Origin of the sequence: Paracoccus sp. pheM1 (assembly GCF_018499825.1) — a bacterium.
Taxonomy (GTDB): domain Bacteria; phylum Pseudomonadota; class Alphaproteobacteria; order Rhodobacterales; family Rhodobacteraceae; genus Paracoccus; species Paracoccus versutus.
The window spans coordinates 1,362,193-1,381,378 of the sequence record NZ_JAGXCX010000002.1 but is presented as its reverse complement, the minus strand read 5'-3'; the positions used below and the strand labels follow the sequence as shown (position 1 = coordinate 1,381,378).

General features: G+C 68.1%; 19 protein-coding genes. 15 read left to right on the top strand and 4 right to left on the bottom strand.

Features of this window, described 5'->3' with window-relative positions; translation table 11 throughout:
* Positions 1-61 precede the first annotated feature (61 nt).
* The 4 genes from gltX to KF941_RS20900 all read left to right on the top strand — a co-directional run bounded on the left by gltX (position 62) and on the right by KF941_RS20900 (position 4,027).
* Positions 62-1,468: a glutamate--tRNA ligase gene (gltX, locus tag KF941_RS20915; RefSeq protein WP_214274402.1), complete on the top strand. Its 1,407-nt coding sequence runs from the start codon at positions 62-64 to the stop codon at positions 1,466-1,468.
* Positions 1,469-1,522: 54 nt separating this feature from the next.
* Positions 1,523-2,815 carry a citrate synthase gene (gltA, locus tag KF941_RS20910; protein ID WP_036756401.1) on the top strand — a complete coding sequence of 431 codons (1,293 nt, stop codon included), beginning with the start codon at positions 1,523-1,525 and terminating at the stop codon, positions 2,813-2,815.
* A gap of 68 nt (positions 2,816-2,883) precedes the next feature.
* The gene (locus tag KF941_RS20905) at positions 2,884-3,264 is read left to right on the top strand and encodes a DUF1284 domain-containing protein (RefSeq protein WP_036756400.1); all 381 of its coding nucleotides are present in this window, start codon (positions 2,884-2,886) and stop codon (positions 3,262-3,264) included.
* Positions 3,265-3,373: 109 nt separating this feature from the next.
* A complete protein-coding gene (locus KF941_RS20900) occupies positions 3,374-4,027 on the top strand; it encodes an SDR family NAD(P)-dependent oxidoreductase (RefSeq protein WP_036756397.1) in 654 nt (217 codons plus the stop codon).
* A 53-nt stretch (positions 4,028-4,080) separates the two neighbouring features.
* Here KF941_RS20900 and KF941_RS20895 read toward each other — a convergent pair whose 3' ends face one another.
* Positions 4,081-5,514, bottom strand: coding sequence for a cobyric acid synthase (locus tag KF941_RS20895; protein ID WP_214274401.1), 1,434 nt, complete (start codon positions 5,512-5,514; stop codon positions 4,081-4,083).
* A gap of 69 nt (positions 5,515-5,583) precedes the next feature.
* On the opposite strand from KF941_RS20895, the gene secG reads away from it, so the two are divergent.
* From secG to KF941_RS20840, 11 genes are all read left to right on the top strand, one after another.
* Complete coding sequence (secG, locus tag KF941_RS20890) at positions 5,584-6,108, top strand: preprotein translocase subunit SecG (protein WP_036756454.1); 525 nt, start codon at positions 5,584-5,586, stop codon at positions 6,106-6,108.
* 148 nt (positions 6,109-6,256) lie between these two features.
* Positions 6,257-7,900, top strand: coding sequence for a CTP synthase (locus tag KF941_RS20885; RefSeq protein ID WP_072462978.1), 1,644 nt, complete (start codon positions 6,257-6,259; stop codon positions 7,898-7,900).
* Positions 7,901-7,947: 47 nt separating this feature from the next.
* Positions 7,948-8,403 carry a hypothetical protein gene (locus KF941_RS20880; RefSeq protein ID WP_114538061.1) on the top strand — a complete coding sequence of 152 codons (456 nt, stop codon included), beginning with the start codon at positions 7,948-7,950 and terminating at the stop codon, positions 8,401-8,403.
* A 63-nt stretch (positions 8,404-8,466) separates the two neighbouring features.
* On the top strand, positions 8,467-9,375 hold the full coding sequence (gene ppk2 / locus KF941_RS20875; RefSeq protein WP_036756388.1) for a polyphosphate kinase 2: 909 nt from the start codon (positions 8,467-8,469) through the stop codon (positions 9,373-9,375).
* 70 nt (positions 9,376-9,445) lie between these two features.
* Entirely contained in the window at positions 9,446-9,742 is a 297-nt protein-coding gene (locus KF941_RS20870; RefSeq protein ID WP_036756385.1) for a DUF1330 domain-containing protein, read from the top strand.
* Between the two features lie 52 nt (positions 9,743-9,794).
* Positions 9,795-10,256, top strand: a complete 462-nt coding sequence (locus tag KF941_RS20865; protein WP_214274400.1) for a TerB family tellurite resistance protein — start codon at positions 9,795-9,797, stop codon at positions 10,254-10,256.
* A 145-nt stretch (positions 10,257-10,401) separates the two neighbouring features.
* Positions 10,402-11,214, top strand: a complete 813-nt coding sequence (locus KF941_RS20860; protein ID WP_240540575.1) for an amino acid ABC transporter ATP-binding protein — start codon at positions 10,402-10,404, stop codon at positions 11,212-11,214.
* A gap of 24 nt (positions 11,215-11,238) precedes the next feature.
* On the top strand, positions 11,239-11,961 hold the full coding sequence (locus KF941_RS20855; protein ID WP_036756377.1) for a transporter substrate-binding domain-containing protein: 723 nt from the start codon (positions 11,239-11,241) through the stop codon (positions 11,959-11,961).
* Between the two features lie 51 nt (positions 11,962-12,012).
* On the top strand, positions 12,013-12,891 hold the full coding sequence (locus KF941_RS20850; RefSeq protein WP_036756452.1) for an ABC transporter permease subunit: 879 nt from the start codon (positions 12,013-12,015) through the stop codon (positions 12,889-12,891).
* Positions 12,888-13,715, top strand: a complete 828-nt coding sequence (locus tag KF941_RS20845; RefSeq protein ID WP_036756374.1) for an ABC transporter permease subunit — start codon at positions 12,888-12,890, stop codon at positions 13,713-13,715. The genes KF941_RS20850 and KF941_RS20845 overlap by 4 nt, the downstream gene beginning before the upstream one ends.
* 3 nt (positions 13,716-13,718) lie before the next feature.
* A complete protein-coding gene (locus tag KF941_RS20840; RefSeq protein ID WP_214274399.1) occupies positions 13,719-15,050 on the top strand; it encodes a glutamine synthetase family protein in 1,332 nt (443 codons plus the stop codon).
* Positions 15,051-15,086: 36 nt separating this feature from the next.
* Here KF941_RS20840 and miaB read toward each other — a convergent pair whose 3' ends face one another.
* The 3 genes from miaB to ctaA all read right to left on the bottom strand — a co-directional run bounded on the left by miaB (position 15,087) and on the right by ctaA (position 19,153).
* Complete coding sequence (gene miaB / locus KF941_RS20835; RefSeq protein ID WP_214274398.1) at positions 15,087-16,424, bottom strand: tRNA (N6-isopentenyl adenosine(37)-C2)-methylthiotransferase MiaB; 1,338 nt, start codon at positions 16,422-16,424, stop codon at positions 15,087-15,089.
* Positions 16,425-16,538: 114 nt separating this feature from the next.
* The gene (locus tag KF941_RS20830) at positions 16,539-18,011 is read right to left on the bottom strand and encodes a carboxypeptidase M32 (RefSeq protein WP_214274397.1); all 1,473 of its coding nucleotides are present in this window, start codon (positions 18,009-18,011) and stop codon (positions 16,539-16,541) included.
* Positions 18,008-19,153 (bottom strand): heme A synthase, encoded by a 1,146-nt coding sequence (ctaA, locus tag KF941_RS20825; RefSeq protein WP_214274396.1) that lies wholly within the window; start codon positions 19,151-19,153, stop codon positions 18,008-18,010. The genes KF941_RS20830 and ctaA overlap by 4 nt, the downstream gene beginning before the upstream one ends.
* Between the last annotated feature and the right edge of the window lie 33 nt (positions 19,154-19,186).

Sequence of the window (19,186 nt, the reverse complement as noted above, 5' to 3'; positions counted from 1 at the left end):
TTTCGAAAGGATTAACGGGCATGGCCGATGGCCCCGTTTTCTGAAACTGACCGGACCGCTGATGACTGATTCCCGCCCCGTCGTGACCCGCTTCGCGCCCTCGCCCACCGGCTACCTGCATATCGGGGGCGCGCGGACGGCCCTGTTCAACTGGCTCTATGCCCGCGGGCGGGGCGGAAAATTCCTGCTGCGGATCGAGGATACCGACCGCGCCCGCTCGACCCCCGAGGCGACCGAGGCGATCCTGCAGGGCCTGCGCTGGCTGGGCCTGGACTGGGACGGCGAGCCGGTCAGCCAGTTCGCCGGCGTCGCCCGCCATGCCGAGGTCGCCCGCGCCATGCTGGAAAACGGCACCGCCTACAAATGCTTCTCGACCGCCGAGGAGATCGAGGCCTTTCGCGAAAAGGCCAAGGCCGAGGGGCGCTCGACCCTGTTCCTGTCGCCCTGGCGCGACGCCGATCCGGCCAGCCTGCCCGACGGCCCCCATGCGATCCGGCTGAAGGCGCCGCGCGACGGCGAAACCGTGGTGCGCGATGCGGTGCAGGGCGACGTGACCTTCGGCAATGCGCAGCTGGACGATATGGTGCTGCTGCGCTCGGACGGGACGCCCACCTATATGCTGGCGGTGGTGGTGGACGACCACGACATGGGCGTGACCCATGTGATCCGGGGCGACGACCACCTGACCAATGCCGCGCGGCAGATCCAGATCTATCAGGCGATGGGCTGGGACATCCCGGTCTTTGCCCATATCCCGCTGATCCACGGGCCGGACGGCAAGAAGCTGTCCAAGCGCCATGGCGCCGTGGGCCTGCACGAATATGCCGCCATGGGCTATCCGGCGGCGGCGATGCGCAACTACCTGGCGCGGCTGGGCTGGAGCCATGGCGACGACGAGCTGTTCGACGACGCCCAGGCCAGGGCCTGGTTCGACCTGGACGGCATCGGCAAGGCCCCGGCCCGGCTGGACTTCAAGAAGCTGGAACATGTCAGCGGCTGGCATATCGCCCGGATGGAAGAGGCCGAATTGCTGGAGGAAATCGCGCGTTTCCGCGCCGCGACCGGCGCACCGCCGCTGTCCGAACGCCAGATCGCCCGGCTGCTTCCCGCGCTGGAGGCGCTGAAGGCCAAGGCCAGGACCCTGCCCGCGCTGCTCGACCAGGCGCATTTCGCGCTGATCGACCGGCCGGTGGCGGTCGAGGAAAAGGCGGCGGCGGCGCTGGATACTGTATCCCGTGGTATACTGACTGAATTGACTGCCGCGGTGCAGAATGCTAGCTGGGACCGCAACGAACTCGAAGCGGCAGCCAAGCGGATTGGCGAGTCGCACGGGCTGGGGCTGGGCAAGGTCGCGGCGCCGCTTCGCGCGGCACTGGCCGGGCGCAGTTCCACCCCCAGCGTGTTCGACATGATGTTGGCGCTTGGCCGCGACGAAACGGTGGCCCGGCTGCAGGATCAAGCGGGCTGAGACCCGCCCCCATCACCCGGCCTGCGGGCCGGAGACAGGTGAAAGGAACTGGGAATGGCAGAAGAAAAAGCCGCAAGACTGCATCTGGCGGGCAAGGACTACGACCTCGCGGTCCTGTCCCCGACCGCGGGGCCGGATGTGGTCGACATCCGCAAGCTCTACGGCGAGGCGGGCGTTTTCACCTATGACCCCGGCTTTACCTCGACCGCGTCCTGCGATTCGACGATCACCTATATCGACGGGGACAAGGGCGAGCTGTGGTATCGCGGCTATCCGATCGAGCAATTGGCCGCGCAGTCGCATTACCTGGAAGTCTGCTACCTGCTGCTTTACGGCGAATTGCCGACCCCCGACCAGCTGGTCGATTTCGAGACCCGGATCACCCGCCACACCATGGTGCATGAGCAGATGCACTATTTCTTCCGCGGCTTCCGCCGCGACAGCCACCCGATGGCGACCATGGTGGGCGTCGTGGGGGCGATGTCGGCCTTCTACCACGATTCGATCGACATCAACGACCCGGTGCAGCGCGAGATCGCCTCGATCCGGCTGATCGCCAAGGTGCCGACCATCGCCGCCATGGCCTACAAGTATTCGCTGGGCCAGCCCTTCGTCTATCCCCGGAACGAGCTGGATTATGCCAGCAACTTCCTGCACATGTGCTTCTCGGTCCCGGCCGAGCCCTATAACGTCGATCCGGCCCTGGCCCGCGCCATGGACCGCATCTTCACGCTGCACGCCGATCACGAACAGAACGCCTCGACATCGACCGTGCGCCTGGCCGGCTCCTCGGGGGCGAACCCCTTTGCCTGCATCGCGGCCGGCATCGCCTGCCTCTGGGGCCCGGCGCATGGCGGCGCCAACCAGGCCTGCCTGGAGATGCTGCGCGAGATCGGCTCGGTCGAGCGCATCCCCGAATTCATCGCCCGCGCCAAGGACAAGAACGACCCGTTCCGGCTGATGGGCTTTGGCCACCGCGTCTACAAGAACTTCGACCCGCGCGCCAAGGTGATGAAGGAATCGGCCGACGAGGTGCTGGACCTGCTGGGCGTCCACAACAACCCGACGCTGCAGGTCGCCAAGGAGCTTGAGAAGATCGCGCTGGAGGACGAGTATTTCGTCTCGAAGAAGCTTTATCCCAACGTCGACTTCTACTCGGGCATCATCCTGGAAGCGATGGGCTTCCCGACCTCGATGTTCACCCCGATCTTCGCGCTGTCGCGGACCGTCGGCTGGATCTCGCAGTGGAAGGAGATGATCGCCGACCCGCAGAACAAGATCGGCCGCCCGCGCCAGCTTTACGTCGGCTCGCCGCGGCGCGATTACAAGCCGCTGGACGCCCGCTGAGCGCGACCGTCCAGGACCAGGATCGGCCCCGGACCAGTTCCGGGGCCGTTCTGCTGCGCCCCCATCACGTGCTCTGCTCGATCGGCTGGCAAGGGCGCGGCTATTCGCCCGAGTTCACCCGGAACATGAACGCCGTCGTCCTGGGCCGGCTGCGCGCCGATCCGCAGGTGCCGGTGGTCTTTACCGTCATGGCCGATTCGATCTGCGCCCCCTGCCCGTCGCGGCGCGGCATGGGCTGCGCCGCGGACGACCGGATCAGCCGGCTGGATCGGCGCCATGCCGCGGCGCTGGACATCCGCCCAGGCCAGCGCATGACCTGGGCCGAGGCCCAGGCCCGCGCCGCGGCGCGGCTGCAGCCCAGGGACCTGGAGCGGATCTGCAACGGCTGCCGCTGGCTGGGCCTGGGCATGTGCCAGTCCGCGCTGGCCAAGCTGCAGCAGCCCGACTGAAAGCCCCCGATCAGCGCTGCGGGCGGCGGCAAGGTCAATGTGACGCAGTTGCCGGCAGCCCCGCTGCAAGGGGCTTGCGCGCCGCCGCGGCCGGTGCGAAATCGGCACCATGACCGAGCATGACAAAATCGCGCTGATCACCGGCGCCTCGCGCGGCCTTGGCGCCGCTTTGGCCGAAACCCTTGCCGCGCGCGGCTGGCATATCCTGGCCGTCGCCCGCACCACCGGCGCGCTCGAGGAACTGGACGACCGCATCCGCAAGGCCGGCGGCTCGGCCACGCTGGCGCCGATGGACGTGGGCGAGCCGCAGGCCATGGTGCAGATGGTCCGGGCGGCGATGGAGCGCTGGGGCGGGCTCGACCTCTGGGCGCATACGGCGATCCATGCCGCGCCGCTGTCGCCGGCCGGGCATATCGACGCCAAGGATTTCCAGAAATCGGTCGACCTGAACATCGTCGCCACGCGCGGGCTGCTCAACCTGATCGAGCCGCTGTTGCGCGCCCGCCAGGGCACGGCGCTGTTCTTCGACGACAAGCGCGCCGGGCAGAAGTTCTTCGGCAGCTATGGCGCGACCAAGGCCGGGCAGATCGCCCTGGCCCAAAGCTGGCAGGCCGAGAACGCATCCCTGGGCCCGCGCGTCGTCATCGCCGAGCCGGCACCCATGCCCACCGCGGTGCGCGCCCGCTTCTTCCCCGGCGAGGACCGCGCCCGCCTGACCCCCTGCCTGGCCGAGGCCGAGCGCATCCTGGCGGAAACCCTCTAGCCCCGCCGGCGCAAAGGGCCGGCCCCTCGCGCGCCAGTGCGAAAATCCGGTCCCTAGCGCGCCAGCGCGAAAATCTGGTCGATGTCCAGATGCGCCTCGAGATGCGCGGCCAGCCGGTCCAGCACCGTCTCGACCCCCGCGCCGTAATCCAGCGCCGAAGCTGCGCCGAACTGCCCAAGCCAGGCGGCGCGGAAAGCATCGCCCGAGAACAGCCCGTGCAGATAGGTGCCGGCGACGCGCCCGTCGGGGCTGGTGGCGCCGTCCGGGCCGGGGACATGGGCGAAGGGGCGGGCGCAGTCCGGCCCCTCGGTCCGGCCCATGTGGATCTCGTAGCCCTCGACCGGCTGGCCAAGCGCGGTGCCTTGGGCCCGCGTCAGGCGCTTGTCGGGTGCCATGCGGGTCTCGACGTCCAGCAGGCCCAGGCCGGGGGTGCTGCCGGGGTCGCCGTCATGCCCCTCGGGGTCGTGGACCCAGCGGCCCAGCATCTGGTAGCCGCCGCAGATGCCCAGGCACCGCCCGCCGCGCCGCAGATGCGCGGCCAGGTCGACGTCCCAGCCCTGCTGGCGCAGAAAGGCCAGGTCGCCCCGCGTCGATTTCGTGCCCGGCAGGACCACCAGGTCGGCATCGCCCGGCAGCGCCTGTCCGGGCGGCACCATGGTCAGCCGCACCGCCGGCTCGGCCGCCAGGGGGTCGAGATCGTCGAAATTCGCGATCCGCGACAGCATCGGGCAGGCGATGTGCAACCTGCCCGTGCCGCGGGTGCGGCGCAGGTCCACCGCATCCTCGGCCGGCAAAAGCGCGGCATCGGCGAACCACGGCACGAGGCCCAGGTCCGGCCAGCCGGTGCGCTGAGCGATAAAGACCCGGCCGGCATCGAAAAGCGAGGGATCGCCGCGAAAGCGGTTGATGACGAAGCCGCGGATCATCGCCGCATCCGCCGGGTCGATCACCGCCTGGGTGCCGACGATCTGCGCGATCACCCCGCCGCGGTCGATGTCGCCGGCCAGCACCACCGGAACATCGGCGGCGCGGGCGAATCCCATGTTGGCGATGTCGCGGGCGCGCAGGTTGACCTCGGCCGGGCTGCCCGCGCCCTCGACCAGCACCAGGTCATGCGCGGCGCGCAGCCGGGCGAAACTGTCCAGCACCGCGCCCATCAGCTGCGCCTTGAGCGCGCCGTAATCCGCCGCCGCGGCCCGCGCCACGGCGCGGCCCTGCACCACCACCTGCGCGGCGCGGTCGGTTTCGGGCTTCAGCAGCACCGGGTTCATGTGGACCGAGGGCGCCAGCCCCGCCGCCCGCGCCTGCAGCGCCTGCGCCCGGCCGATCTCGCCCCCGTCCGGGGTCACGGCGGCATTGTTCGACATGTTCTGCGGCTTGAAGGGCGCCACGCTGATCCCGCGCAGCCTGGCGGCCCGGCACAGCCCCGCCACCAGCAGCGATTTCCCGACATTCGACCCGGTTCCCTGGATCATCAACGCGCCCATGCCAGCCCCCGCTTGCCAATCCGCGCCTTGGTGACTAGATAGGCGCGTCGCTGAATGAAAGGCCCCGTGGTGGAAAACGTCGTTCTTACCGTGCATCTGATCCTCGCCGTGCTGCTGATCGGGGTGGTGCTGCTGCAGCGGTCCGAAGGCGGCGGCCTTGGCATGGGCGGTGGCGGAGGCGGCGTCATGACCGGCCGCCAGGCAGCCAATGCGCTGTCGCGCCTGACCTGGATATTTGCCATCGGCTTCATCATCACCTCGATGACGCTGACGCTGATCGCCGCGCAGAACGCTTCCAGCGGCTCGATCGTGGACCAGCTGAACCTGGGCGGCACCCAGCAGGCCCCGGCGACCGGCCTGCCCGGCATCGGCGACTACGTCCCGCCGCCCGGCGCGGGCCAGCCCGTGGTTCCGGGCGCCGGCCAGCCGGTCGCACCGCCTGCGACCGCACCTGCACCCGCCGCCGAGACCCCGGCCGAAACCCCGGCCCCGACGCCCGCCGCGCCGACCGAGGGCAATGCCCCCGCGACCGCGCCGGTGACGCCGCCGGCCGCTGCACCGGCGCAGGAAAGCCCGGCACCGGCCAACAACTGACACCACAACTTGGGGGCGCGACCGGCGCCCCTTACAACAACTTGCGGTCCGTTGCGGCCACGGGGCAAATCGGATATGAGTCGAGTCCCGTGATGCCGCCCAGATTCGGGCCGCGATCTTTTATTGGATTACTCACGGGGGCCCCTCGATGGCGCGTTACATCTTCATCACCGGCGGCGTGGTTTCCTCGCTCGGCAAGGGGCTGGCATCGGCGGCGCTGGGGGCGCTGTTGCAGGCGCGCGGCTTTACCGTCCGGCTGCGCAAGCTCGACCCCTATCTGAACGTCGATCCCGGCACGATGAGCCCCTTCGAGCATGGCGAGGTCTTCGTCACCGACGACGGCGCCGAGACCGACCTGGACCTGGGCCATTACGAACGCTTCACCGGCGTCTCGGCGCGCAAGACCGACTCGGTCTCGTCGGGGCGGATCTATTCCAACGTGCTGGAAAAGGAACGCCGCGGCGCCTATCTGGGCAAGACCATCCAGGTCATCCCCCACGTCACCAACGAGATCAAGGACTTCCTGGCCGTGGGCGAGGACGAGGTCGATTTCATGCTCTGCGAGATCGGCGGCACCGTAGGCGACATCGAGGGCCTGCCCTTCTTCGAGGCGATCCGGCAATTCGCCCAGGAACGCGCGCGCGGGCAATGCATCTTCGTGCATCTGACGCTGCTGCCCTGGCTGGCGGCAAGCGGCGAGTTGAAGACCAAGCCGACCCAGCATTCCGTCAAGGAGCTGCGCTCGATCGGCATTGCCCCCGACGTGCTGGTCTGCCGCAGCGAGCAGCCGATTCCGGAAAAGGAACGCGCCAAGATCGCGCTGTTCTGCAATGTCCGCCCCGATGCGGTGATCCCGGCCTATGACCTGAAGTCGATCTACGAGGCGCCGCTGGCCTATCACCGCGCGGGCCTGGACCAGGCGGTGCTGGACGCCTTCCAGATCAGCCCGGCGCCGCGCCCCGACCTGACCCGGTGGGAGGACGTGATGGACCGGCTGACCAATGCCGAGGGCCAGGTCCGCATCGCCATCGTCGGCAAATACACCCAGCTCGAGGATGCCTACAAATCCATCGCCGAGGCGCTGACCCATGGCGGCATGGCCAATCGCGTCCGCGTCAAGGCCGATTGGGTGGATAGCGAAAAGCTGGAGGGCGAGGGCGCGCATCTCTTGGACGGCTATAACGGCATCATCGTGCCCGGCGGCTTCGGCGAGCGCGGCACCGAGGGCATGATCGCCGCGGCGAAATATGCGCGCGAGAAGAAGGTGCCCTACCTGGGCATCTGCCTGGGCATGCAGATGGCGGTGATCGAGGCGGCGCGGAACCTGGCCGACATGCCCGACGCGGGTTCCGAGGAGTTCGACCACGAGGCCGGCAAGACCCGCTTCACCCCCGTCGTCTATCACCTCAAGGAATGGGTGCAGGGCAATTACACCGTGCAGCGCAAGCTGACCGACGACAAGGGCGGCACCATGCGGCTGGGCGCCTATACCGCCGTGCTGGCGCCGGGCTCGAAGATCTCGGAAGTCTATGACGGCGCGCTGGAGATCGAGGACCGCCACCGCCACCGCTACGAGGTAGACGCCAAATATCGCGACCAGCTGGAGGCGGCGGGGCTCAGCTTCTCGGGCATGTCGCCGGACGGGCGGCTGCCGGAGGTGGTGGAATACCGCGACCATCCCTGGTTCATCGGCGTGCAGTCGCACCCCGAGCTGAAATCCAAGCCGTTCCAGCCCGCGCCGCTGTTCGCCGGCTTCGTCCGCGCCGCGATGGAGAACGAGCGGCTGGTCTGAACCGCCGCGCCGCGCCATAGTGTCGGGATCCAATGGACGGTCCCGACATGCGCCTTGCCCCGATTCCGGTCCTGATGCTTTGCGCCCTGCCCGCGCTGGCGGATGCGCCGCTGTTCGTGCTGGACCAGACGCGCCTGCCCTTCGACCTTGGGCCGGGCGCGCCGCAGAACCAGCCCTCGCGGCAGGCGAACTCGCCGCATGCGGCCGCCAATTCGGCGGCAAGCCCGGCCAACAGCGCCTCGCGCTATGCCAATTCGCCGCGCAACCCGGCCAATGAGAAGCGGGTGATCTTCACCGCGGACGGCTCGGTCGTCGGCTATTACGCCCCGAACGGCGCGGGCACGCTGAACCTGTTCGACCTGGGCGGCAAGCGCGTCGCCTATCGCCCCAAGGGCAGCAAGAGCCTGTTTTCCAGCGACGGGCGCTGGTGCGGCACGGTGGCCGATGCCAGCGGCGGCGGCTTCGCCTTTGGCGTCACCCGCGACTGCGCCGGGCTGTTCTGAGGGGCGACACAGGATTGTCACATTGCAAGGCTAGATCGCAGGCAAGCGCAGCAGGAGATCCCCATGCAGGACCAGACACCCAAGGACTGGCTTGAAGCCGAACTTCAGGACACGCTCGACGAGGATTTCGAGATCGAGATGGAGGATGCGGTCCTGTCCCAGGAAATCGCCCGCATCTATCGCGACACCCATCCCGACCAGATGCCGCGCGCCGACTATTTCCGCGAGCTGCTGCGGCTTCAGGCGGAACTCATCAAGCTGCAGGACTGGGTGGCCCATCACAAGGAAAAGGTGGTGGTGATCTTCGAAGGCCGCGACAGCGCCGGCAAGGGCGGCGCCATCAAGCGCATCACCCAGCGCCTGAACCCGCGCGTCGCCCGCGTGGTGGCCCTGCCCGCCCCTTCGGACCGCGAAAAGACGCAATGGTATTTCCAGCGCTACGTCCCGCACCTGCCGGCCGGGGGCGAGATCGTGCTGTTCGACCGCAGCTGGTACAACCGCGCCGGGGTCGAGCGGGTCATGGGCTTCGCCTCCGAGGACGAGGTGCAGCAATTCTTCGACGACGTCCCGGAATTCGAGCGGATGCTGGTGCGTTCCGGCATCCGTCTGGTGAAATACTGGTTCTCGATCACCGACGAGGAACAGCAGATGCGCTTCCTGATGCGCATCCACGACCCGCTGAAACAGTGGAAGCTGTCGCCGATGGACCTGCAATCCCGCATCCGCTGGGAGGATTACACCAAGGCCAAGGAGGACATGTTCGAGCGCACCAATATCCCCGAGGCGCCCTGGTATATCGTGCCCGGCAACGACAAGAAGCGGGCGCGGCTGAACTGCATGGCTCATCTTTTGACCATGGTGCCCTACGGCCCGGTCCCGCATGAGGAGATCACCCTGCCCGACCGGGTCTTCAACCCCGATTACGAGCGCGAGGTGCTGCCGCCCGAGCTTTACGTGCCGCAACGTTACTAGGGCGGGATCGGGCTTGCGGCGGCGGCCCCGCGCGGCATGATCGGCACGGATCAGCCGCAAGGAGCCCGCCATGCCCAAAGCCTATTGGATCGGCCATGTCACGGTCGACGACCCCGCCGCATACGAAGCCTATCGCCAGGCCAATGCCGCCGCCTTTGACCGCTATGGCGCGCGTTTCCTGGTGCGCGGCGGCGCGCTCGAGGTGGTCGAGGGCCAGATGCGCCCGCGCACGGTGGTGATCGAGTTTCCCGACCTGGAAACCGCCCGCGCCTGCTATCGCAGCCCGGAATACCAGGCGGCGCTCGCCTTGCGGCAGCCCTGCTCGATCGCCGACCTGGCCATCGTCGAGGGCTGGGAATCTGCCTGACAAATTTCGCGCGGGATATTGTTGCGCCGCCAAAATACCCTAATATCCGGTCATGTTTCGCAATCTTCTGAGCCGGCTTTTCGCCGACCGCCCCGATTCCGCCCACCTGAGCGGCCAGGATGCCGAGGTCGCCATCGCCTCGCTGCTGGTGCGGCTGGCGCGCGCCGACGACCATTACGGCGCGGCCGAGCAGCAGCGCATCGACCAGGTGCTGGCCCGGCGCCGCGGCCTTGGCGCCGCCGAGGCGGCCGAACGGCGCGCCGCGGCCGAGATGATCGAGGCCGAGGCGCCCGATACCGTCCGCTTCACCCGCACCATCAAGGAGCGCGTCGACCTGCATGACCGCCAGGAGATCGTCGCCGCCCTGTGGGAGATCGCCTATGCCGACGGCGCCCGCAGCGCCCACGAGGAATCGCTGGTGCGGCTGGTGGCCGGCCTTCTGGGCGTGAACGACCGCGATTCGGCCTTGGCGCGGCAAAGGGCGCTGGACGATCTGGGGCTGTCGGACAAGTGAAAGCGCAACCCCGCCCCAACCCGCCGTCTCAGCCCCTTGCCGGGGCGATCCACGCCCCTGCCCTGCCGGCAAGGCCCGCGACGAAAGCGTTGCAATCGCGCGGCAAATATCGCCTCATATTCCCATGAGCCAGACAGAACCGACCATGGCCGCCCCCGTCACGGCCGCCGATCCCGCCGCCGATCCTGCGCGGGTGCCGGTGATAGAAATCAGGGATCTGCACAAGGCCTATGGCCCGCTTCAGGTCATCCGCGGCGTCAGCCTGGCGGCGCCGCGCGGCCATGTCATCAGCCTGATCGGCTCGTCCGGCTCGGGCAAGTCCACGCTGCTGCGCTGCTGCAACCTGCTCGAGGACAGCCAGCAGGGCGAGATCCTGTTCGAGGGCGAGGCGGTGAAATGGCGCGGGACCGGGCTGGCCCGCGTGCCCGCCGACCGGGCGCAGGTGACGCGGCTGCGCACCAACCTGTCCATGGTGTTCCAGCAGTTCAACCTGTGGTCGCACATGACCATCCTGCAAAACGTCATGGAGGCGCCGGTCCATGTGCTGAAGCGCGATGCGCAGCAGGTCGAGGCACGGGCGCGCGAATTGCTGGCCAAGGTCGGCATCGGCGACAAGGCCGACGCCTGGCCGGCGCAGCTGTCGGGCGGCCAGCAGCAGCGCGCCGCCATCGCCCGCGCGCTGTGCATGGAGCCCAGGGCGCTGCTTCTGGACGAACCGACCAGCGCGCTCGACCCCGAATTGCAGCAGGAAGTGGTGCGGGTCATCAAGGATCTGGCGGCCGAGCATCGCACCATGCTGCTTGTCACCCATGACATGCGGCTGGCGGCCGATGTCAGCGATCACGTCGTCTTCCTGCATCAGGGCCGGATCGAGGAAGAGGGACCGCCGGCGCAGCTTTTCGGCGCGCCGCGGTCCGAGCGGCTGCGCCAGTTCCTGAGCGCCACCATGGCCGAATGAAAGAACCGACAGGAGAGCAAGGACATGAAGAAACTGACGCTTGCCGCCGCAGCCTTCGCGCTGACCGCGGGCATGGGCATGGCCCAGACGGTGCGCATCGCCACCGAGGGCGCCTATCCTCCCTACAACCTCATCAACGACCAGGGCCAGGTCGCCGGTTTCGAGGTCGATCTGGGCAACGAGCTGTGCAAGCGGGCCGAACTGCAATGCACCTGGGTCAAGAACGACTGGGATTCGATCATCCCCAACCTGGTATCCTCGAACTATGACGCCATCATGGCGGCGATGAGCATCAACGAGGAACGCAAGCAGGTCATCGCCTTTACCGAGGACTACCTGCCGCCGGCGCCCTCCTCCTATGTAGCGCTGGACGAGGGGGCGAACCTGGAAACCGGCATTGTCGCGGTGCAGACCGGCACGGTCCAGGCGTCCCATATCGCCGACACCCAGGCCACGATGCTGGAATACCCCAACATCGACCAGGTCTTCGCCGCCGTCCGCAATGGCGAGGCCGATGCGGCCTTCGGCGACCACGAGGTCATGCGCCCCTTCGTCGAGGACAGCGACGACCTGATCTTCGTGGGCGAGCAGGTCCGGCTGGACGAGGGCATCGGCATCGGCGTGCGCCAGTCCGACAACGAGCTGCGCGAAAAGCTGAACGGGGCGATCGCCGCGATGAAGCAGGACGGCAGCCTGAACGCGCTGATCAAGACGCATTTCGGCGAGGATGCGCAGACCTACGAATGACATCACTGATGCCGCCGCGGTCCCTGCCGCGGCGGCCAAACCGGCGGCATGATGCTTTCCCATTGCACCGACCCCTCTGCCCTGCAAGGGCTTGCCTGGTTGTCATGCTATCTGACGACCGGCAACCACATGCTGTTCTATGCCAGCTTCGGCACGGTGCTGCTGCTGCTGGCGATCACCGCGCCGGTGGCGCTGCTTTTCGGCTTCGGCGGCGCCATGGCCTCGCGCTCGCGCATCGCCGGTGTGCGCTGGTTCGGCCGCATCTATACCTCGATGGTGCGCGGCGTGCCCGACATCATCTTCTTTCTCTTCGTGCCCATCGCGCTGGACCAGGGCTTCGAATGGCTGCGCTCGCGCGTCTATTGCGACCCCTCGGTGCCGGTGCGGCAGGGCAATGAGTTCATCGTCTGCGCCGCGGCCAAGCTGCCGCTTTCGACCAGCCCGGAATGGGTGCATCAGGCCTATGGCATCTTCCTGGCGGTGATCGCCTTTGCCGTGGTCTTCGGCGCCTTCGCGGCCAATGTGCTGCATGGCGCGATGAACGCGGTGCCGCGCGCGCAGCTGGAAACCGCCGAGGCCTACGGCATGACCCCGCGCCAGGTGAACCGGCGCATCCTGGTGCCGCAGATGTGGACCTATGCCCTGCCGGGCCTGGCGAACCTGTGGATGATCCTGATCAAGGCCACGCCGCTGCTGTTCGTGCTGGGGGTCGAGGACATCGTCTATTGGGCGCGCGAACTGGGCGGCGCCAAGACCCGCGCCTATGCCTATCCGCATCCCGACTGGCGGCTTTACTATTTCCTGGCCATCCTGGTCTTCTACCTGCTGATGACCTGGGGATCGGAGCGGATCTTCGACCGCATCCGGGCCAGGCTGTCGCGGGGCCAGGCCACCGCCGCCGGCGAGGCGATGCGAAAGGCCGCGACATGAACCAATGCCTGCAAACCATCCAGGACTATGGGCTGCGGTCGCTTGGCCTGGGCGAAAGGCTGCTGCCGCGCAGCGGATTTACCCTGTGCGAGCAGGTCACGCTGATCGGCTCGGGCCTGATCTGGAACGTCTATTTCGCTGCGCTGGCGCTGCTTTTCGGCTTTTTCCTGGCCAATGCGCTGGCCGTGGCCAAGGCCAGCCGCAACCCCTGGGCCAGGAAGCCGGCCGAGTGGTTCATCTTCCTGTTCCGCGGCAGCCCGCTCTTCATCCAGTTCTTCCTGGCCTATGAGCTGCTGGTGCAACTGCCCCGCGCCGGCATCGACGTGCTGGGCATCACCGTGCAGACCAGCTGGATGACCCGCGCCTGGGCCGGGGCGCTGCTGGTGCTGATGCTGAACACCGCCGCCTATTCGGCCGAGATCTTCTACGGCGCGCTGCGCAACCTGCCCAAGGGCGAGCTTGAGGCCGCCGACGCCTATGGCATGGCCGGCTGGACCCGCTGGCGCCGCGTGGTCTGGCCCACCGCGATGCGGCTCGCCTGGCCCGCCTATACCAACGAGGCGATCTTTCTGTTCCACGCCACGACGCTGGTGTTCTTTTCCGGCTTCCCCGCCTTCCAACAGCGGGGCGACGCGCTTTATTACGCCAATTATTTCGCCGACAAGACCTTCAACCCCTTCATCGCCTATCCGATCGTGGCGGGCTATTTCGTGCTGCTGACCCTGGGACTGATCGCGCTGTTCGGCCTGGTGAACCGGCGGCTGAACCGCCACCTTCCCGGCGCGGCGAAGAAGATCCGTTACAGGCCCAATCTCATCAGGTGACCCATGGACTGGCTGCGCGAGCATCCCGACGTCAAGACCATCCGCATCGCCGCCGCCGACCTCAACGGCGTGGCGCGCGGCAAGCGCGTCCCGGCACGCTTTGCCGACAAGATCCTGACCGAGGGCACCAAATTCCCCTTCTCGGTCCTGAACATGGACATCTGGGGCGAGGACATCGAGGACAGCCCCCTGGTCTTTCAGGCCGGCGACCCCGACGGGCTGCTGCTGCCGACCGAGCGCGGCTTCATGCCCATGCCCTGGCTTGAGGCACCGACCGGCCTGCTGCCGATCTGGATGTTCCATCTGGACGGCCGCCCCTATGAGGGCGATCCCCGCCAGGCGCTGGCCCGCGTGGTCGAACGCTACAAGGCCGCCGGCCTGACCCCGGTGGTCGCGACCGAGCTGGAGTTCTTCCTGATCGACGATTCGGGCGGCCAACTGCGGGTGCCGCCCAGCCCCCGCTCGGGCAAGCGCCGCACCGGGGCGGAAACGCTGTCCCTGCGCGCGCTCGACGCCTTCGACCGTTTCTTTACCGCGCTCTACGACGCCTGCGAGGCGATGGACATCCCCGCCGATACCGCGATCTCGGAAGCCGCGCCGGGCCAGTTCGAAATCAACCTGATGCACCAGCCCGACCCGCTGAAGGCCGCCGACGACGCCTGGCTCTTCAAGCTGCTGGTCAAGGGGCTGGCGCGGCGCTACGGCTTTGCCGGCTCCTTCATGGCCAAGCCCTACGAGGCATGGAACGGCTCGGGGATGCACATGCATTTCTCGGTGCTGGACCAGCAGGGCCGCAACGTCTTCGACAATGGCGGCGACGAAGGCTCGGACGTGCTGCGCCATGCCGTCGCCGGCTGCCTTGCCGCCATGCCCGGCTCGACGCTGCTGTTCGCCCCGCACGAGAACAGCTACGACCGGCTGGTGCCGAACGCCCATGCGCCGACCGGCATCGGCTGGGCCTATGAAAACCGCACCTCGGCCATCCGCATCCCCTCCTCCGGCCCCAAGGCGCGGCGGATCGAGCATCGGGTGGCGGGCGGCGACGTGAACCCCTACCTGACCGTCGCGGCGGTGCTGGGCGCGGCGCTGAACGGCATCGAGGACAGGGCCGAGCCGCCGCCGCCGATCCAGGGCAATGCCTATGAGCAGGGGCTGGAGCAGCTTCCCGGCAGCTGGGGCGCGGCCATCGACGCCTTCGAAACCTCGCCCGAGATCCAGCGCATCTTCCCCGCGCATCTGATCGAGAATTTCGTCATGACCAAGCGGCAGGAACTGCACTACATGGCCGAGCTTTCCGACGACGAAACCGTCGAGCTTTACCTCGACACGGTCTGACCCGGCGGCTTCCGCACCTCACCGGCCGCCCGGCCTTCAGGCCGCCAGCACCCCGGCCAGCGAGTTCGGCGCGCTATGGGTGATGCGCACCCGCACCAGGTCGCCGACCTTCGCCGCCGGCGCCTCGACAAAGACCGCGTGCAGATAGTCCGACTTGCCGACCATCTGGCCGGGATTGCGGCCGGGCTTTTCGAACAGCACGCCCAGCTCGCGCCCGACCATGCCTTCCTGCGCCGCCTTCTGCTGGCTCGACAGCAGCGCCTGCAATTCCTGCAGGCGCCCATCGGCCACGGCGCCCTCGACCTCGGGCCGCTCATAGGCCGGGGTGCCGGGGCGCGGCGAATACTTGAAGCTGAAGGCGGTGCCGAAATTCACCGCCCGCACCAGATCCAGCGTGTCCTGGTGGTCCCGGTCGGTCTCGCCGGGGAAGCCGACGATGAAATCGCTGGTCAGCATGATGTCGGGCCGCGCCTCGCGGATGCGCCCGATCAGCCGCAGATACTGGTCCACCGTGTGGCGGCGGTTCATCGCCTTCAGGATGCGATCCGAACCCGACTGCACCGGCAGGTGCAGATAGGGCATCAGCTTCGGCTCGTCGCGATGCGCCGCGATCAGGTCGTCGGCCATGTCGTTCGGGTGGCTGGTGGTATAGCGGATGCGGTCCAGCCCGTCGATCTCCGCGATCGCCCGGATCAGCCGGCCAAAGCCCCATTCGGCCCCCTCCGGCCCCTCGCCATGCCAGCCGTTGACGTTCTGGCCCAGAAGCGTGATCTCGCGCACGCCGCGCCCGACCAGGTCGCGCGCCTCCGAAAGGATGCGCGCGACCGGGCGCGACACCTCGGCCCCGCGGGTATAGGGCACCACGCAAAAGGCGCAGAACTTGTCGCAGCCCTCCTGCACGGTCAGGAAGGCGGCGGGCGTGCGCCGGGTGGCGGCGGGCTTCGGCAGATGCTCGAACTTGTCCTCGGCCGGGAACTCGGTATCGACCCCGCCGCCCGCCCGCACCATGGCCGGCAGCCGGTGATAGGCCTGCGGCCCCACCACCAGGTCGACGATGGGCATGCGGCGCTGGATCTCGCCGCCCTCGGCCTGGGCGACGCAGCCGGCGACGCCGATCTTCAGGTCGGGCTTCTCCGCCTTCAGCGGCTTCAGCCGGCCCAGGTCGGAATACAGCTTCTCGGCCGCCTTTTCCCGGATATGGCAGGTGTTCAGCAGCACCATGTCGGCGTCCGCCTGGTTCTCGGTCAGGACATACCCTTCGGCGCCCATGGCTTCGGCCATGCGCTGGCTGTCATAGACGTTCATCTGGCAGCCATAGGTCTTGATGAAAAGCTTCTTCACCGCCGGGGCGGGCTTGCTGGCTGGGTCACTCATGCCGTGCTGTCCTTGGGATCGACGCCTGATACAGGAAAACGCCCGGCTTGGAAAGACCGGCCGCCCCATGCCCGGCGCCCGGCTTCTTCGTTCCCCAAATACCCGAATCCGGCCTCAAAGCCGGTAGATGGCCGAGAATTTCTCTTCCAGGTAGTCGAGCAGCGGCCCTTCGCCGACATCGGCCCCGGTCGCCTGCCCGATCAGCTCGCGCACCGGGTAAAGCCCGCCATGGCGCTGGACGTTCTCGCGCAGCCATTCGACGGCCGGGTCGGCCTCGCCGCGCGCCAGCGCCTCGTCCAGGTCCGGCACCACGGCACGCAGCGCGGCATGCAGGCAGCCGGCGTAGACGTTCCCCAGCGCATAGGTCGGGAAATAGCCGAACAGCCCCACCGCCCAATGCACGTCCTGCAAGACGCCATTGGCCGGCCGGTCCACCGCCACGCCGAAATCCCGCAGGAAGCGGGCGTTCCAGGCCTCGACCAGATCCTCGACATCCAGCCGCCCGGCGATCAGGTCGCGCTCCAGGTCAAAGCGCAGCATGATGTGCAGGTTGTATTGCACCTCGTCGGCCTCGGTGCGGATGAAGCCGGGGGTGACGCGGTTCACGGTGGCATAGAAGGCATCGGCATCGGGCACCGAAAGCCCGCCGAAGGCGTCCGACATGCGCTGGTAAAGCCAGCCGGCAAAGGCGCGGCTGCGGCCCAGCTGGTTCTCGTAGATCCGGCTCTGGCTTTCATGCGCCCCCATCGAGACGCCGCGGCCCAGAGGCGTAAAGGCATAGTCGCTGTCGATGCCCAGCTCATAGCTGGAATGCCCGACCTCGTGGATGGTCGAATAGAGGCAGTTGAAGGGATCGGCCTCGACCACCCGCGTGGTGATGCGGCTGTCCTGCCAGCGCCCCGAGCTGAACGGGTGGACGGCGATGTCCATCCGCCCGCGCGTCCAGTCATAGCCGAAGGCGGTGGCGCAGGTGCGCGCCAGGCGCAGCTGGGTCTCCTGCGGGAAATGCCCGGCCAGCGGCTCGGGCTGGAAGGCGGCGCCCAGCACGTCCTCGCGCAGCGCCACCAGCCGCGGCCGCATGGCGTCGAACAGCTGCGCGATCTCGGCCTGGGTGGTGCCCGGCTCGTAATCGTCCAGCAGCGCGTCGTAAAGATCGCCGCCGTCGGCCAGGGCCGAGGCTTCCTCGCGCTTCAGCATCAGGATGTCGTTCAGCGCCGGCAGGAAATCCTCGGGCGCGTCCTTGGCGCGGGCATCGGCCCAGATGCCCTGCGCCAGCGAGGTCTGCCGCGCCAGCTCCGTCGCCAGCCGCGACGGGATGCGCGAGGCGCGGCGATGGTCGCGCGCGATCAGCTCGATGACGCGGGCATCCTCGTCGTCCTCGGGCTCGGCCTGGTCCAGCCATTCGCCGATGCGCGGATCGGTGCGCCGCTCGTGCAGCACCGCTTCCATCGCCGCCATCTCCTCGGCGCGCTGCTCGACGGCGCCCCGCGGCATCACGGTTTCCTGGTCCCAGGCCAGCCGCTCGGCGACCGAGGACAGCGCCTCGGTCTGGCGCTGGAAGGCGAGAAGATCGTCGAAAGCGCTCATCGGACAGTCCCCCGGACCGAAGTTTCGATTGGATAGCGCGCATGGTGGCGCGCGCGCAGGATCAGCGTAAACAGTGCCACGGCTCCGATCTGATGCGCCAGTGCCAAAGCCAGCGGCGAGGCATGCAGCACGTTCATGATGCCCAGCGCCACCTGCACCGCGACCGCCGCGATCATCGCGGCATAGGCGCCGCGCGTCACCGGATGCGGCGAGCGGCGGGCGCGCAGGAACACCCCCACGGCAAAGATTGCCAGCAGATAGGCCACCATGCGGTGGATGAATTGCACCAGCGCCGGGTTCTCGAAGAAGTTGCGCCAGCCCAGCGTCGCGTCCCAGATCTCGGCCGGGATCCATTCGCCGCCCATGGTGGGCCAGCCGGTATACATGCGCCCGGCGTCGATCCCCGCCACCAGCGCGCCCAGCAGGATCTGGACGAAGGCCAGGTGCATCAGCCCGGTGGTCATCGAGAAAAGCTTGCCCTCGCCCGCCCGGCGCGCGCGCAGCAGCGCCGCCTCGGACCGCGACAGCGCCAGCACCTGCCAGGCGATCATGCCCAGGATGGCGAAGGCCAGCCCCAGATGCGTGGCCAGCCGATAGGAGGCCACGCGCACCATCTCGCCCGACAGGCCCGAATGGACCATCCACCAGCCGATGGCGCCCTGCGCGCCGCCCAGCACGCCCAGGCCCAACAGCCGCGGCACCCAGCCCGCGGGGATGCGCCTGGTCGCCAGGAAAAAGACGAAGCCCGCCGCCCAGACCAGCCCCACCAGCCGCCCCAGCAGCCGGTGCGACCATTCCCACCAATAGATCCGCTTGAAGCTCGCCAGGTCCATGTCGGAATTGACCAGCTGGAACTGCGGGATCTGCCGGTACTTGTCGAACTCGGCCTGCCAGGTCGCGGCATCCATCGGCGGGATCGCCCCGGTCACCGGCTTCCATTCGGTGATCGACAGGCCCGAGCCGGTCAGCCGCGTCGCGCCGCCCAGCGCGATCATCGCCGCGACCATGACGAACAGCACGATCAGCCAGATGCGGATCGCGCCACGCGCGCCCTTGGGTCCGGCGTCGATCATGCCGCCGGCGGGCGGCGTGCTGCGGGGGGTCGTCTCGGTGACTTCCTGAAAGACGGGACGTCTTGCCATGTCAGCTTCCTTCTCGATCGGGCGCGACCTTGG